The organism is Sorangium sp. So ce176 (assembly GCF_051519835.1).
Taxonomy (GTDB): domain Bacteria; phylum Myxococcota_A; class Polyangia; order Polyangiales; family Polyangiaceae; genus Sorangium; species Sorangium cellulosum_G.
Window position 1 is genome coordinate 9,577,497 of the sequence record NZ_CP150371.1, and the last position, 15,561, is coordinate 9,593,057.

The 15,561-nt window shown below is 72.3% G+C and carries 14 protein-coding genes; 6 read left to right on the top strand and 8 right to left on the bottom strand.

What is annotated here, in order from left to right; genetic code table 11:
- Window position 1: 1 nt before the first annotated feature.
- The 3 genes from WMF42_RS36250 to trxA form a co-directional block, all read right to left on the bottom strand.
- Complete coding sequence (locus WMF42_RS36250) at window positions 2-1,237, bottom strand: phosphoglycerate kinase (RefSeq protein WP_061610714.1); 1,236 nt, start codon at window positions 1,235-1,237, stop codon at window positions 2-4.
- A 4-nt stretch (window positions 1,238-1,241) separates the two neighbouring features.
- The gene (gene gap / locus WMF42_RS36255) at window positions 1,242-2,267 is read right to left on the bottom strand and encodes a type I glyceraldehyde-3-phosphate dehydrogenase (RefSeq protein WP_061610715.1); all 1,026 of its coding nucleotides are present in this window, start codon (window positions 2,265-2,267) and stop codon (window positions 1,242-1,244) included.
- 279 nt (window positions 2,268-2,546) lie between these two features.
- Window positions 2,547-2,873: a thioredoxin gene (trxA, locus tag WMF42_RS36260; protein ID WP_061610721.1), complete on the bottom strand. Its 327-nt coding sequence runs from the start codon at window positions 2,871-2,873 to the stop codon at window positions 2,547-2,549.
- Window positions 2,874-3,118: 245 nt separating this feature from the next.
- On the opposite strand from trxA, the gene WMF42_RS36265 reads away from it, so the two are divergent.
- Window positions 3,119-3,739 (top strand): hypothetical protein, encoded by a 621-nt coding sequence (locus tag WMF42_RS36265; RefSeq protein ID WP_437687632.1) that lies wholly within the window; start codon window positions 3,119-3,121, stop codon window positions 3,737-3,739.
- 88 nt (window positions 3,740-3,827) lie between these two features.
- Window positions 3,828-4,550 carry a polyprenol monophosphomannose synthase gene (locus WMF42_RS36270; protein ID WP_061610717.1) on the top strand — a complete coding sequence of 241 codons (723 nt, stop codon included), beginning with the start codon at window positions 3,828-3,830 and terminating at the stop codon, window positions 4,548-4,550.
- Between the two features lie 41 nt (window positions 4,551-4,591).
- Here WMF42_RS36270 and WMF42_RS36275 read toward each other — a convergent pair whose 3' ends face one another.
- On the bottom strand, window positions 4,592-5,998 hold the full coding sequence (locus WMF42_RS36275) for a serine/threonine protein kinase (RefSeq protein ID WP_437687634.1): 1,407 nt from the start codon (window positions 5,996-5,998) through the stop codon (window positions 4,592-4,594).
- 98 nt (window positions 5,999-6,096) lie between these two features.
- Between WMF42_RS36275 and WMF42_RS36280 the strand changes: the two genes are divergently transcribed.
- The 3 genes from WMF42_RS36280 (at window position 6,097) to WMF42_RS36290 (ending at window position 9,402) form a co-directional block, all read left to right on the top strand.
- Entirely contained in the window at window positions 6,097-7,002 is a 906-nt protein-coding gene (locus tag WMF42_RS36280) for an SPFH domain-containing protein (RefSeq protein WP_437687636.1), read from the top strand.
- Window positions 6,999-8,021, top strand: a complete 1,023-nt coding sequence (locus tag WMF42_RS36285) for a hypothetical protein (RefSeq protein WP_437687638.1) — start codon at window positions 6,999-7,001, stop codon at window positions 8,019-8,021. The genes WMF42_RS36280 and WMF42_RS36285 overlap by 4 nt, the downstream gene beginning before the upstream one ends.
- A 154-nt stretch (window positions 8,022-8,175) precedes the next feature.
- Window positions 8,176-9,402: a multidrug effflux MFS transporter gene (locus WMF42_RS36290; protein WP_437687640.1), complete on the top strand. Its 1,227-nt coding sequence runs from the start codon at window positions 8,176-8,178 to the stop codon at window positions 9,400-9,402.
- Window positions 9,403-9,417: 15 nt separating this feature from the next.
- On the opposite strand, the gene WMF42_RS36295 is transcribed toward WMF42_RS36290, so the two are convergent.
- Entirely contained in the window at window positions 9,418-10,044 is a 627-nt protein-coding gene (locus WMF42_RS36295; RefSeq protein WP_437687642.1) for a hypothetical protein, read from the bottom strand.
- A 178-nt stretch (window positions 10,045-10,222) separates the two neighbouring features.
- A complete protein-coding gene (locus tag WMF42_RS36300) occupies window positions 10,223-10,609 on the bottom strand; it encodes a hypothetical protein (protein WP_061612101.1) in 387 nt (128 codons plus the stop codon).
- 917 nt (window positions 10,610-11,526) lie between these two features.
- Here WMF42_RS36300 and WMF42_RS36305 point away from each other — a divergent pair.
- Complete coding sequence (locus tag WMF42_RS36305; RefSeq protein ID WP_437687644.1) at window positions 11,527-13,413, top strand: APC family permease; 1,887 nt, start codon at window positions 11,527-11,529, stop codon at window positions 13,411-13,413.
- 146 nt (window positions 13,414-13,559) lie between these two features.
- Here WMF42_RS36305 and WMF42_RS36310 read toward each other — a convergent pair whose 3' ends face one another.
- Together WMF42_RS36310 and WMF42_RS36315 are read right to left on the bottom strand one after the other, a co-directional pair.
- The gene (locus WMF42_RS36310; RefSeq protein ID WP_233562463.1) at window positions 13,560-14,519 is read right to left on the bottom strand and encodes a gluconeogenesis factor YvcK family protein; all 960 of its coding nucleotides are present in this window, start codon (window positions 14,517-14,519) and stop codon (window positions 13,560-13,562) included.
- A gap of 45 nt (window positions 14,520-14,564) precedes the next feature.
- Entirely contained in the window at window positions 14,565-15,323 is a 759-nt protein-coding gene (locus WMF42_RS36315) for a DNA methyltransferase (protein WP_420895042.1), read from the bottom strand.
- Between the last annotated feature and the right edge of the window lie 238 nt (window positions 15,324-15,561).

Below are 15,561 nucleotides of genomic sequence, written 5' to 3' on the forward strand. Positions count from 1 at the left end.
TTCACTCGCTCACCTCGGACAACCGGAGCGCCTCGACGCCCGGCAGCCGCTTGCCCTCGATGAGCTCGAGCGAAGCGCCGCCGCCGGTCGAGATGTGGTTGAAGCCGCGGGCGATCTCCTCGCCGGCCACCTTGACCGCCGCCGCGCTGTCGCCGCCGCCGACCACGGTGAACCCGGACGCGTTGCTCATGATGCGCGCGACGTCGAACGTGCCCTTGGAGAAGGCCGGCGTCTCGAAGAGGCCCATCGGGCCGTTCCAGAACACCGTCTTCGCCCTCTCGATCGCCTTGCCGAAGAGCTCGACCGAGCGCGGCCCGATGTCGAGCGCCATCGTGCCCTCGGGGATCGCGTCGGCCGACGCGGAGTCGCCCTGCGTCGCGTCGATGCCCGAGGCGACGACCACGTCGACGGGCAAGAGGAGCTGGATGCCCCTGTCGCGCGCCTTGCTCATGATCGTGCGCGCGAGCGGGAGCTTGTCCTCCTCGATCCGGCTCTTCTGCACGTTCTTGCCCTGCGCGGCGAGGAAGGTGTTCGCCATCGCGCCGCCGATGCACAGGGTGTCGACCACGTTGAGGAGCGCCTCGACGACGTCGATCTTGTCCGAGACCTTGGCGCCGCCGAGGACGGCGACGTACGGCTTCTCCGGGCGATCGACGAGCCGGCTCAGCGCCTTCAGCTCCTTCTGCAGGAGGAGGCCGGCGGCGCGCTCGCGCATGAGCCGCGGCAGCGCGTGCACCGACGCGTGGGCGCGGTGCACGGCGCCGAAGGCGTCGTCGACGTAGACGTCGCAGAGCTCGGCGAGCTGGCGCGCGAACGCCTCGTCGTCCTGCTCCTCTTCCGGGTGGAAGCGGAGGTTCTCGAGCAGGCAGATCTGACCCGCCCGGAGGTCGTAGATGACCTTCTTGGGCGAGTCGCCGACACAGTCGTCCGGCAGGTGGACCTCGTAGCCGGTGAGCTCACTGAGCCGCCCCCCGCACGGCTCCAACGAGAGCCCCTCGGTCTTGCCCGGCTTCGGGCGGCCGAGGTGCGACGCGAGGATCACCTTCGCGCCCGCCTCCATGACGAGCTTGATCGTCGGGATCGCCTCGCGGATGCGCGAGTCGTCCGTGATCTTGCCCGTCTTCTTGTCGAGCGGGACGTTGAAGTCGACGCGGATGAAGACGCGCTTGCCGCTGAGGCCGGCGGCGTCGCCGGCCTGGGCAAGGTCCTCGACGGAGCGGATTCCGGTGAGCTTCACGGCGCTACACGCCCTTCTTCGCCACGAGCTGCGCGAGGTCGATCATGCGGTTCGAGAAGCCCCACTCGTTGTCGTACCACGAGAAGATCTTCGCGAAGCGATCGCCCAGGACCGACGTCATGGTGGCGTCGAACGTGCTGGACGCGGGCGAGCCGATGAAGTCGCCGGAGACGAGCTCCCGCTCCGTGTAGTTGAGGATGTCCTTCATCGGACCCTGGTCGGCGGCCTGCTTCATCGCGGCGTGGATGCTCTCCTTCGTGATCGGCTTCTCGGTCTCGAGGGTGAGATCCACGAGCGAGACGTCGACCGTGGGGACGCGGATCGCGAGCCCGTCGAACTTGCCCTTGAGGGCCGGGATGACCTCGGAGAGCGCCTTCGCGGCGCCGGTGCTCGAGGGGATCATGTTGACCGCGGCGGCGCGGGCGCGGCGCAGGTCGCCCTTGCGGTGCGGGATGTCGAGCAGGTGCTGGTCGTTCGTGTACGAGTGGACCGTCGTCATCAGGCCGCGGACGATGCCGAAGTTGTCGAGCATCACCTTGGCGATGGGGGCGAGGCAGTTCGTCGTACAGGAGCCGCACGAGATCACCGTGTGCTTCTGCGCGTCGTAGAGCTCGTCGTTCACGCCCATGACGACCGTGAGGTCGTGGCCCTTGGCCGGCGCGCTGATGATCACGCGCTTGGCGCCCGCGTTCAGGTGGCCCGCGGCCTTCGCCTTGTCCGTGAAGAGGCCCGTGCACTCGAGGACGATGTCGACGCCGAGGCTCTTCCACGGCAGCTCGGCCGGATCCTTCAGCGCGAGGACCTCGATCTTCTGATCGCCGATGCTGATGTACTTGTCGCCGGCGCCGACCTTCGCCGCCTTGAACTCGCGGTGGATCGAGTCGTACTGGAAGAGGTGAGCGAGGGTCTTCGGATCCGTCAGGTCGTTGATGGCGACCAGCTCGAGATCCTTCACGCCACGCTCGACGAGCGCGCGGACAATGCAGCGTCCGATGCGTCCAAAACCGTTAATTGCGATCTTCGTCGCCATCACGAACTCCTGGGAAAGTGGCCGGGCGCGATACGTAGTCACCTCGCGCGCGACGGTCAAGCAAAGCCTCAGCGCGCGCGCCGCGGGCGACGAGAGGGGCCTCTCGCCGGGGGCGTCGCGCGCGCCGGTGCATCGCGATTCGGCTGGTTGAACGAGGCGCTCGATCGGGCGGTGAAGCGTCCGGTCGAGCCAAGCGTTCCGTAGGGTGCGGCGCGCGGCCGAGCAAGGAGGCGCTCGCAGGAGGTCGCGCGGGCCGCGGGGCGGCGCCCGGCTTCGTGACTACGGAGCGCTCACGAGCTGGGCGAGCTTCTCGTAGGTCGTGAGCCCGACCTGCTGCTTCACCTTGTTGCCGCCCTCGAACAGGATGCACGTCGGGACGGAGCGCACGCCGTAGCCCTGAGCCAGCTTGGGCGCCGCGTCGATGTCGAGCTTGCCGACCTTCACCTTGCCCTGGAATTCGTTCGCGAGCTTCTCGACGAACGGCGCGAGCGCCTTGCAGGGTCCGCACCAGGTGGCCGTGAAATCGACGAGCACGGGGATGGGAGATTGGAGGACCTCGGACTCGAAGTTCTCCGCGGTGAAGGTGTGGACGTTCTGGCTCGCCATGGTTGTCTCCGTCAGTACCGCGCTGTTCAGGTTCGGGGCCGCGCGCTCGCGCGCCGGGCGCGTGACCCACCCCCCCACCGTCGACCGAGGCTGCTCCAGCCAGTCGGCCCGATGCAGAGCGGACGCCCTGTCGGGAACGGGGAGGGAAAGTAACTGGCGCGCATGGCTCCGGCAAGCGACCGGAGGCGCGCCTCGCGGAGCCTTCCGCCCGCGCGATCGCTCTGATAGATGATCGCCCGGCGCGGATGTCGTCGGACGAGACCACCCCGAAGCACCTCCGGCGCCCGCGGGCCCGCGGCGCTGCCGCGGCGGCGGCCACGGCGACGAGCACGGCGACGAACGACGGCCACGACGTCGAGGAGACGTGGCGGCAGACGGGCAGAGCGCTCGTCGTGCCGCTCGATCGCGCCCTCACGCTCTCCGCGCTGCGCGCCGCCCACGCGCGGCTGGCCGAGGTGGCCGAGCGGCAGGGGCTCGCGATCGTCGAGGAGCCGCTGTTCGGCCTGAAGGGCGATCCCGGCGAGGATCCCCCGCACCGGTGGGCCTATGAGGCCGTGCTCCCGATCCGGGGCGCGGCCAGCCCGGAGGGCGACGTGACGGTCGCGCGCATCGAGGGCGGGATGCACCTCGCCGCGACCACGCCGCGCGGCCTCGACGACCTGGCGAGCCTGTACGGCCGCCTGCTCGGGAGCCTCCTCCCCGCCAGGAAGCAGCGCCTCGTGCGGCCGTACCTCCTCCACCGGGCGCACCGCCTCGCGGACGGCCAGGCGCGCGCGCCCGGCGAGCCGGTCGCCGTCACGGTCTACGTGCCGGCGGTGCTCTCGATGGATCCGGTGCCGATGCCGGCCGACGGAGCGGAGGCCTGAGCGCAGACGGACGCCCGCGGCGCTGCACGAGGCGCAACGAGGCATAGACCAAGCGCGCGAGCGTCCGCCCGCGCCGCGCCGAGCCACGATGGCCCCCCGGACCCTCATCATCACGCCGACGTACAACGAGCGAGACAACCTCGCCGGGTTCGTGAGCTCCGTCCTCGCGGCGGTCCCGGACGCGCACGTGCTCGTCGTGGACGACGCGTCGCCGGACGGGACGGGCGCGCTCGGCGACGAGCTCGCCGCGCGCGACGGGCGCGTCCGCGTGCTCCACCGCGCGGCCAAGCTCGGCCTCGGCACGGCCTACCTGGAGGGCTTCCAGCGCGCGCTGGACGGCGGCTACGACGTCGCGTTCGAGATGGACGCCGACCTCTCGCACGACCCGGGCCACCTGCCCGCCTTCCTCGACGCGATCGCCCGGGGCGCCGACGTGGTCCTCGGCTCGCGCAACATGCCGGGCGGCGGCGTGGAGGGCTGGGGCCTCGGGCGCCACGTGCTCTCGAAGGGCGGCTCGCTCTACGCGCGCACGATCCTGGGCGTCGGCGTCCGCGACCTCACGACCGGCTACAAGGCGTTCACGCGGCGCGCGCTCCTCGCGCTCGATCTCGAGAGCGTGCGCTCGAACGGCTACGCCTTCCAGATCGAGACGACCTACCGGGCGCTCCGCAAGGGGCTCCGCGTTGTCGAGGTGCCGATCGTGTTCGTCGACCGGCGCGCGGGCCACTCCAAGATGAGCCGGCGGATCTTCGCCGAGGCGATCGTCGAGGTCTTCCGCCTGCGCCTCGACGCCGCGCTCGGGCGCATCTGAGCGCTCGCGCCCCGCACGGCTGCGGCGGGCGCAGGCGGCGCTCAGCGCTTCGCCGTGCGAGACGGCCGCGACGCGGCGTCGGACCGGGCCCGCTCGTCGGCCTGCAGGTCGTCGAGCTCGTCGAACTCCTGGTCCAGGTCGTCGTGGAAGCGCGAGCGCCCGGCTGGCTCCTGCTCGTCGACGCGCACGCGCGCCCCGGCGCCGTGGTCCTGCGGGGCGGCGTCGGGCGGCGCGGGGCGCCCGCGGACCGCGCGCATGGCCCGGAGCAGGGCGAGCTCGGCCACGCGGCCGGCCTTGCGCACGCTCGGCGCGGCCTCCTCGCGCAGCACCCGACCGAACACCAGCGAGAGCAGCGTGAGCACCGTCGGGACGATCACCCCGAGCGCGAGGCCGACCGCGATGCGCGCGACGGTGAGCCCGAACATCGCGCCCACGAGCGGCAGCCCGTCGAGGCCGCGCCAGGGCGTCGAGCGCCCCTCCTGCCCGCGCGCGCGCCGCTCCTCCTTGCGCGCGCGCCGCTCGGCCTTGCGCGCGTCGCGGTACAGCTCGCGCGCCTCGCGCTCGGCCTTGCGCGCGTCGCGGTACGCCTTGCGCGCGTCGCGCTCCGTGGCGCCCCCGGCGGCGTGGCCGGCGCGCGGGCGCTCGGGGGGCGCCCCGCCCGCGCCGAGCTCCGCGAGGAGCGGCGCGATGCGCGCGGCGCGGCGGTCCGGGTCGGGCTCCAGCATCGCGGAGAGCGCCCGGACGAGCCGCGGGTCCGCGCGGCCGCCGAGGGCCGCGGGCACGTCGATCGCGAGCCCCCGGTGCGGCAGGTTCTCCGGCTCCTCGCCGGTCAGCAGGCAGAGCGCCGTCGCGCCGACAGCGTAGACGTCCGACGCGGGCAGCGCGCGGCCCTGGAACTGCTCCGGCGCCATGTACCCGAACGTGCCGACCACGGTGCTCCCCCCCTCGGGTCGCAGACGATCGCGGACGGCCCCGAAATCGACGATCGCGAACGAGCCGTCGGGGCGGCGGATCACGTTGTTCGGCTTGATGTCGCGGTGGATGACCGGCGGCGCGCGGCCATGCAGGTAGTCGAGCACGCCCGAGGCGTCGCGCAGGAAACGGACGATCTCGTCCCGTCCGAGCACCGCGCGGCGGCGGCGCATCGCGCCCAGGCTCTCGCCGTCGATCTTCTCCATCACGAGGTAGAGCGCTCCGTCCTCCTCGAAATGGTCGATATAGGCAGGCAGGCTGGGGTGCGCGAGCGAGGCGAGCACCCGCGCCTCGCGCTCGGCGAGCTCCACGCCCTTCCAGCTCGACGCGCCGCGGATCTGGAAGCGCTTGATCGCCACGAGCTTGCCGACCCGCTTGTCGACCGCCTCGAGGGTGTGCCCCTGAGCCCCTTCGCCCAGGGCGCGCGTGATCACGTAGCGCCCGTCGCGCAATGCCTGGCTCGGCTCGGCACTCATGGCGGCAGCGAGGGTACACCGCCCGGGCAGCGACACCAGCGCGAAGCCGGAGGACGGCGCCCCCGGCCGCCGCGGAGCGCTCTGCTAGAGTCGCAGCCATGTCCCTGGTGCTCGTCCTGCTCGCCGTGTTCGCGGTCGCCTATCTCCTGTCGGGGCTGCGGCAGATCAACCAGTGGGAGGCTGCGCTGCGCTTCACGTTAGGCAAGCTGACCGGCCGCGTGTCCCCCGGCATCACGCTGTACCTGCCCGGGATCCAGGAGCTCCGGCGCATCGACACGCGGATGAAGAACCGCGATCTGCTGCAGCAGATGGTGATCACGCGCGACAACGTGACCACGATGGTCGACGCGGTCGTCTACTACCGCGTCGTCGATCCGGAGAAGGCCACGCTGGCCGTCGAGAACTACGAGACGGCGATGAAGGATCGCGCGAAGGTCGTGCTGCGCGACGTGGTGGGCGAGACGCGGCTCGACGAGCTCCTGTCGCACCGCGAGGAGGTCGCCGCCAAGGTGGGCGCGCAGGTCGAGGCGGTGGCGGCGGCGTGGGGCCTGCACGTGGAGATGATCGGCCTCCAGGACATCGCGCTGCCGCCGCAGATGCAGGAGGTGCTCGCGAAGGGGGCGATCGCCGAGCGCGACCGGCGCTACGTGGTCATCAAGAGCGAGGCCGACGTGGAGAGCGCGAAGAACTTCGCCGAGGCGGCCAGCATCCTCGCGCGCTCGCCCGGGGCGATGGAGCTCCGGCGCTTCGAGGCGCTGGCGAACCTGAGCCAGGGCAACACCAAGGTGATCTTCGACCTCGCGAAGCCCTACGACGACGTGCGGCACGCGGCGGCGGCGATGGCGGAGGCGGCCGTCACCTCCGAGGCGAAGCCCGTGCGCGTCCAGGAGGGGCACCGCGCGGTCGACGCCGAGGCGCAGCGCGAGGCCGAGGCGGTGCACGAGGCGGACGCCGCGCTCGCGGAGCAGCGGACCGCGCGGCGCGGGCGCATGGGCGGGGCGTGATCCCGGTCCCGGCGCTGACCGCGCTGAAGGCGGCGGTCGCGGCGCTGCTCGAGACGCGCGGCGAGCGCGGGCTGTCGGCCCTTGTCGGCGGCGCCGAGCTCGCGCTGGCGGGGCCGCCGGAGCGGTGGACGCTGGGGGCGCGCGAGGTGAGCGCGTCGCGCCTCTCGCTCGCCGTCGACGCGCCCGCGTTCGCGGCGCTCACGGCGGACGCGGCCCGCCTCGCGGCGGTGCGGGAGGCGTTCGCGAGCGCGGTGCGCACGCCGGACACGGAGCTCGCCGATCTGACGGTGCTGCTGCGCCTGCCGGGCGCGGGGCGCGGGTGGAACCAGGTGTACCGGGAGGCGGCGCTCCCGGCCGCGCAGGAGCGGCCGCACCCCGACGCGGTCCTCGGCGGCGCGGCGGCGCTGCTCGAGGCCTCGGGCGACGCGCGCGGCGCGGCGATGCTCCGCCGCGGCCGGCTCGAGGCAGCGCAGGTGCCGAGCAGCGGCGGGGTCGCGCTGGTCCGCTGCGTTGTGCGGCTCGACCCGGCAGATCTCGCCGCGCTCGACCGCGACGGCGAGCGCGCCGAGCGGCTGCGGCGCGCTGTGCGCAGCGCCGGCACGCGCGCCGCCGAGGCTGTCGCGTCGGTGGAGCTCGCGACGGCGCTCTACCCGAACGGCGGGGCGCCGGGCCCGCGCGGCCGGGCGCCGGGCCCCCTGGGCGCCGCGCCGGGCTCGATCGGCGCGCCCGGGGCGCCGGAGGCGCGGCTCGCGCGGGCGCTCGAGGCGCGCGGCGCCGTCGTCGTGCCCGTCTCCCGCGAGGACGGGGGGCCGGGCGGCGACGACGTCGAGCTCGCCGTCGTCGCGTCCGGGGAGCTCCTGCGCGTCCGGATCGGGGCCGGCCCGGGGCGCGGGCGTGACCGGCGCGGCTGGCGGGCGGAGGAGATCCGCGCGATCACGGTCGCCGCCGACGACCTGACGACCCCGGAGCGGGCCGGCGCGATCGCCGCGCTGCTCTGCGGCGGGGACGACCTGGCATGACGAGCGCCGCGCCAGGCGGGCGCGCGTCGATCCGGGGCGGTTCGTTCCTTTCGTCGGCAGGCGGCGCCTCCGGCGCGGGTCGTGAGGCCCCGGCGCGCTCGAGGGGGCGCGACTGGCCGAGGGACGCCGCAGGCCCCAGATCACCCGCTCTGTCATGACGTCGAGCCCGCCCGCCACGCGCAAGAGCCCCGGCTTCCTCGCCCTCATCCTCGGCGCGCTCACGGCGCTCGGTCCGCTCTCGATCGACATGTACCTGCCGAGCCTGCCGACGCTGCAGCGGGAGCTCGGCACCACCGCGTCCGCGGTGCAGCTCACGCTCGCGGTGTACTTCGCGGGGCTCGGGCTGGGTCAGCTCGCCTACGGCCCGCTGACCGACCGGTTCGGCCGCAAGCGCCCGCTGTACGTCGGCCTCGCGCTCTACGTGGTCGCGTCGATCGGGTGCGCGCTCGCGCCGAACGTGCGGTCGCTCATCGCGCTCCGCTTCCTGCAGGCTGTGGGCGGCGCCGCGGGGCAGGTCGTGACGCGCGCCGTGGTCCGCGACCTCTACGGCGGGGCCGCGGCCGCGCGGCTGCTGTCGCTGCTCATGCTCGTCATGGGGGCCGCGCCCATCCTGGCGCCGACCCTCGGCGGCTGGCTGCTCCTCGTCGCGGGCTGGCGGTTCATCTTCGCGCTGCTCGCCGCGCTCGGCCTCGGCTGCCTTGCGCTCATGGCCGTCGCGCTCCCCGAGACGGCGGTCGAGCGGACGCCGCGCCTCGATCTCCGGGTGATCGGCGCGCACCTGCGCGAGCTCGCGCGGGATCACGGCTTCGTCGCGTACACGCTCGCGGGCGCCTTCGGTCAGGCGGGCATGTTCGCGTACATCTCGGGCTCGCCGTTCGTGCTCATCGAGCTGTTCCACGTCTCGCCGCAGCACTACGGCTGGATCTTCGGCGCGAACGCGTTCGGCCTCATCGCCGGCGCCCAGGTGAACCACCGGCTGCTCGGGCGCCGGTCACCGGCGTGGCTGCTCGCGCGGGCGACCGCCGCGACGACCGCGGTGGGCGCGGTGCTCCTCGCGATCGCGGTCAGCGGCTGGGGAGGGCTCGCGGCCGTGCTCGCGTCGCTGTTCGCGTTCATCGCGTGCCTCGGGTTCGTCGGCTCCAACGCGACGGCGCTGGCGATGGAGGACCAGGGCGCGCGGGCGGGGCTCGCCTCGGCGGCGCTCGGGTCGACCCAGTTCGCGATCGCGGCCGGCGCGTCGTCGCTGGTCGGCCTCCTGAACGACGGCACCCCGCGGCCGATGGCGGCCGTCATGGTGGCCTGCGCGGCGGCCTCGTGGGCGGCGGGCGCGGCGGCCCGGCGGCTCACCGCCGCGCCGGTCTCTGCCCGGGCGGCCGGGTGAGCTGCGGCGCGCGCCTCAGATCGCCGTAGACCGCTCGGCGAGCCACGCCGGATATCCCTTCGAGGCGGCGGCCTCCAGCCGGAGATCGGGCTGCTCCGCGAACACCGCCCGGCCCGCGCCGTAGAGCGCCTCGAGGAGGGTCTCGGGCGGACCGAACGCCTCGATCCCCAGCGTCAACGCGGCCGGCGCGGCGCGCCCGTCGCCGTCCACGAGCTCGACGCGGGTCAGCTCCACGGCACCCCCGGCCCTGGCGTGCGTCCCGTGCGTCACCTCGGCGACGCGGCCGCCGACCAGCTCGAACACCCTCACCCGGCGCTCTTTTCTGAGGATCGTCCACCCGCGCCCGCCGTCGTCGGCGTCCGTGGACCCGTGCGCGACCTTCGTCCACCGCTCCAGCTCGCCCAGGATCGTGGGAGAGAAATGGGTGGGGCCGAAGGCGCACACCCGGAACTTGGTCTCCAGGCTGGTCGCCCCGCTGGCGCCGCGCTCCTTGACCCCGAGGTCGGCGCGCTGGAGGCGCAGGTAGCGGTCGGTCCGCGGCGGCTCCGAGGACGCGTGCGCGAACCACGACGTGAGCCGCTGCGCCCGCGCGTCGTCGGCGGGCAGGAACCAGCGGACCTCGATGCTCTCCCCGATGATCATGGCGCCTCCTGACCCGTGCGCCGGCGGCGCGCGCGCCCCCGTCTCTGTGCCAGAGGACGGAGACGCGTGCGCCGTCGGCGCGGCGAAGGCGGGTCAGCGCATGGCCGGGTCAGGCTGCCCCGCCGGAAGCCCTCGACTCCCGGCAATCGCCCCTGCGTGCGCGCCGTTCCCCGCGTGATCAGGCCCTCGACGAAGCCCGGAACGAATCGGTCACGACCTTCTTCGCGAAGTCGATGATCTGATCCTTGGGCGCGTTCTGGATCGCGTACTTGACCACATAGCCCCCGGCGAGGAGGGTGAGCTGGCGCAGGATCCTCGAGCTCGCGAGCACGCCGATCGCGAACGCCGCTCCGCCGATCGCGATCGGAACGATGTACGGGACGTCCTTGACCTTGCCCTGGATGTCCTTGGCGAACTTCAGCAGCGTGTCGAGGCTCACCCCGCCGTCACCGCCCTGCGCCTGCTGCGAGCCGGACTCCTGCGAGCCGGACGGCTGCGAGCCGCCCTCGTAGATCCCGTTCCTGTACTCGCCCGAAGTGTACTGGTCGTTACCGATGGTGGTCATAGCGCTCTACCTCGTCCTGAAGTGGTCGGCCTCTGAAATGGCGATAGCTCCCGGCCTCATGCGAAGCACATACCAATCTGGAATATCGCAGCGGCAGGCGCCCGGCAGCGGCCTCATCCTGCGCCGCTCGCTCCAACAGCACGGGCGACCGCGTGCACGGACGCGCCGGCGATGGGGCAACTTGGCGAACCGTGGCAAATGATCCCGCCTCAAGGCGCCCGGGCCCGCCGTCGCTGCGCTCGACGAGCACGGCGGGCCGGCGATGGAGGGGACGTCACCGCGAGCGCGGGGGCGAACAACGCGGCGCCTGGAGGACGGGGCGGCCATGCCCGGGGACGCGCACAAGAAATGTAAGAAAAACCACGTTTGCGCGCTCGGGACCGCCGGGGTCGATGAGAGGTGGCGACCGGGTCCGTGAGAGGAGCGCACCGGAGTCCGTGAGAGGTGGAGACCGGGTCCGTGAAAGGAGCAGACCGGAGTCCGTGAGAGGGACGTGGAGGTCGGCCGGCGCCCGAGGGACAGGCCGCGATGGCAGCGAGGTTGCGAAGAGGAACAGAGAGCGAGGCGGACGACTGTCGCAAGCGAGCCTCTCCCGCCTCCGTGGACTCGAGACACCGCAAGCGCGACAGCGCGTGTCGTCCCTGCGAGTGGATCGCGCTCGTGCACGCGCCGCGCTCGTGGACTCACCTGGACTGCGCGCTTCGATCCTCCCGGAGCGGCGGAGGAGCTGTCGTCGAGGTTGCCTCGCATTCGGTCGGTGTCGGCCGCTCGCATGCGGCAGCGCGCTGCTCGACCACATTGCTTCAACGTCGAACAAATTTCCTCGCGCGATCCGGATGCGGTGTGCACACCGTGCCTCCGTCCCATGAGCGCAGGGGAGCTCGCCACGGCACATGCTTTGCTGAACCGCGGGGCGCATGTCCCTCACGACGATCCTGTTCGGTCGGCGGCTGGCTTCGGACGAGGAGGAGAAAGAACAGATAGGACCGTTCTCCGGGATCCCGGTCCTCGGCCTCGATGCGCTCGCCTCCGCGTCGTACGGGCCGGAGGCCGCGCTGACAGTGCTTCTCCCGCTCGGCGCGCTCGGCCTCCGCTACATCGTGCCGCTCAGCGCCCTCGTCATCACGCTGCTCGTGATCGTCTACGTCTCGTACCGCCAGACGATCGAGGCGTACCCGAACGGCGGGGGCTCGTACGTCGTCGCGAAGGAGAACCTGGGCACCAACGCGGGCCTCGTCGCCGCGGCGGCGCTGCTCCTTGATTACGTGCTCAACGTGGCGGTCGCGGTCTCCGCGGGCGTGGGCGCGCTCGTCTCCGCGGTGCCCGCGCTCCTGCCCCATACGCTCGGCCTCTGCCTCGGCGTCCTCATCCTGCTCACCGCGGCCAACCTTCGCGGGCTCCGCACCGCGGGCCTCGTGTTCATGGCACCGACGTACGCGTTCCTCGGCTGCCTGTTCACGGTGATCGCGATCGGCATCGGGAAGACGATCCTGCAAGGAGGTCACCCGGCGCCCGTTGTCCCGCCGCCCTCGCTCCCGGGCTCGCTGGGCATCGCGAGCCTCGGGCTGCTCTGCCACGCGTTCGCGAGCGGGTGCACCGCGATGACCGGCGTGGAGGCGGTGAGCAACGGCGTCCCCGCCTTCCGCAAGCCGAGCAGCGCGCAGGCGCGCCGGACGCTCTCGTACATCGTCGCCTTCCTCGGCATCCTGCTCGCCGGGATCGCGATCCTCGCGAAAGTCTACGGCGTCACCGCCACGGAGCCGGGCAAAGCCGGCTATCAGAGCATCCTCTCGCAGGTGGTGGGCGCGGTCGTGGGGCGCGGCCCGTTCTACTACGTGACCCTGACCGCCGTCGTCGCGGTGCTGATGCTCTCCGCGAACACGAGCTTCGCCGACTTCCCCCGCCTCTGTCAGCTGCTCGCGATCGACCGCTTCCTGCCGGAGCCCTTCATTCACCGCGGCCGGCGCCTCGCCTTCTCGTACGGCATCGCCGTGCTCGCCGGGCTCTCGGCGATCCTGCTCGTCGTCTTCCAGGGGATCACCGACGCCCTCATCCCGCTCTTCGCGGTGGGGGCCTTCCTCGCCTTCACGATGTCGCAGTCGGGGATGATCGCGCACTGGCACCGGGTCCGCGGCAAGCACTTCCGGCTCCACCTCGCCGTCAACGCCACGGGCGCCGCGGCCACGGCCGCCACGCTCGTCGTCATCATCTTCTCGAAGTTCACCGAGGGGGCGTGGGTCTCGACCCTGCTCGTGATCGCGGCCTTCTTGACCTTCCGCGGCGTGAGGGGGCACTACGCGCAGCTCGATCAGGCGGTGCGCGCCCACGAGCCGCTCGACCTCACCCCGCCTCCGCCGCCGATCGTGGTGATCCCGATCCGGCGCTGGGACCTCGTGTCGCAGAAGGGGCTCCGCTTCGCGCTCCAGCTCTCGCCCGAGGTCTATGCGCTCCAGGTGCTCCTCGACGATCCTCGCGTCGAGGATCTGAGCGGCGAATGGCGCGATCTCGTGGAGGAGCCTGCAACCAAGAAGGGAGTCGCGGCGCCGCGGCTGGTCGTGGTCCGATCTCGCTACCGACGGCTCTTCAGGCCGCTGCTCCGCTTCGTCACCACCCTTGCGCGCGCTCACCCCGACCGGCAGGTGGCGGTCGTCGTGCCGGAGGTTGTCGAGTCACGCTGGTACCATTACCTGCTCCACAACCACACGGCGTCGATCCTCAAATGGCTCCTGCTGTTCCGGGGCGGGAAAGGCATCGTGATCGTCAATACCCCCTTCCATCTGGACGATTCGCCGAAGGCGGCCTGAGCATCGAGCCTGGTCGTGAAAGCTCCCCCGGCGCCGGAGCGCTCGGGGAGGACGCCTCCTTGCTCTCGAGCTCCAGGTAGAGCGCGCCCGTGGCGCAGCCGACCTCGGCGGCGCGCGTGGCGAGCCGCGCGCGGCCCCTCAGCGCCTCACCACCACGACCGCTCCCGGGCGAGCGACACGATCGCCGCCGAGAGCTTGTGAGGATCGTGGCGGATGAGCTTCCCGCCGGACAGCAGATCCGCCGGGACGAGGAGGTCGGACCGCAGCGGCCTGTCCGGCGAGGTAACGACAGGCTCGGAGCCGGTCGACGCGTACTCCCGGAGGCTCGCGGAGGGCCAGACGTCGTTGAACAGCACCGCGTCGAGGCGGGCCTCGCCGAGGTACATCGCGATGGTCCCCACGAATTCCTCGACCGTGTAGCCGGGCGTCTCGTTGGCCTTCGTCATCAGGTTGCACACGAACAGCGCGCGCGCGCGGCTCGCCGCGATCGCCTCGCGCACCCCTTTGACGAGGAGGTTCGGCACGAGGCTCGTGTAGAGATCGCCCGGCCCCACGATGATGAGATCGGCGTCCGCGATCGCCTCGAGCGCCGCTGGATACGCAACCGCCTCCGGATCCAGATAGACCGAGAGCACCGGCGCATCGAGCATGTCGGAGAGGTTGTCAATCGACGCTTCCCCCCGGATGGTCCGGTCGTTCTCGAGGTGCATGACGAGATCGACCTGGTCCATCGTGACCGGGAGGACGCGGTTCTTGACCGAGAAGATCTCGTGCAGCCGCTCGACCGTGAGCGGGAGCGAGCCGGTGATCTCCTGCACCGCGGTGAAGATCAGGTTGCGCAGCGTGTGCCCCCCGAGGCTCCCCGAGCGGAAGCGGTGGCTGAGCAGCTCCTTCAGCGCGTCCGGGTGCTCGGACAGGGCGACGAGGCAACGCGTGAAGTCACCGGGCGGCAGCAGCCCGTACTCGTCGCGGAGCCTGCCGGAGCTCCCGCCCGAGTCCATCATGGTCACGATCGCCGTGATCCGGGCGCTCAGGTCGCGCAGGCCCGTGAGGAGGGTGTAATGGCCCGTCCCCCCTCCCACGGTCACGATCTTCGGCGTCGCCATGGTGGAGCAGGCTACCATGCGGAGCAGCGGCGCCGACACCGGCCGTCACGCGGCCGAGATCTCGGCAGGCGGGCGCGGCGCGCACTTCGCGAGGCGGCTCGACGCGACCGCGTGGTAGCCGGGCGCGATCTCGGCGCTGTAGCAGCGTCTCCCCGCGCCGAAGGCGGCCACCGCGACCGAGCACAGCCCGCCGAACGGCTCCCAGACGACGTCGCCCGGATCGGAGGACGCGCGGATGATTCGATCGAGCAGCTTGAGCGGCTTCTGGTTGCCATGGACCGAGCGGGTCTCCTCCTTGAAGCGCTCCGGCCCACGGACCGCGGGCTCCTGCCACACGTTGGTCACCCCGACATCGCAATGGAACTTCGCCCGCAGGCTCGCCCATTCATGGCCGGTCAGCGGCCGCTTGCCGTCGATCGAGAAGTAGGGTCGCCCCTCGGGGCGGCCGTGCGCGTTCGCGAACGCGACGAGCCCCTCGAACGCCGAGGCCGGCGGGTAATACCAGAGGTGACACTGCGTGAAGTACTTCCTCGTGGCGGCGTTCTTCACGCCGCACGCCTCGTTCGTGTGGCGCAGCGGGAGGCCCGAGCGCTCCCACTCGCGCCGCAGCCAGGCCTTGAGGGGCAGCCGCGCGCCGCCGGACTCCAGGAGGACCTTGCGCACGTACTGCACGCACACCTCGCTCACCACCGGGAACTTGCGCAGGGTCCGCGTGTTCGCGTTGCCCGCCACGTGGGCGATCCCCTTGTCCCAGACATGGCAGCTCCGGTAGTCCCAGCCGTGCTGTTCCAGCAGCGGGTGCACCGTCGCCCAGCCGATCTCCGTCCCCCAGAACCACAGGGTGGCCGACGGCAAGGCGCGCTCCGACCAGGCGGCGACGTGGGGCGCGTACCACGCGGCGAGCCCCTCGTGCGTCGGCGGATCGCCGGGAAACCCGGAGACGCCGTAGGCGCCGTCGGAGACGATGACCGTGGGCCTCGGCCAGGAGGCATAGTGCTCCAGCGAGTCGCCCAGCGTCAGGACGGGGTGGAGGTCGGTCGAT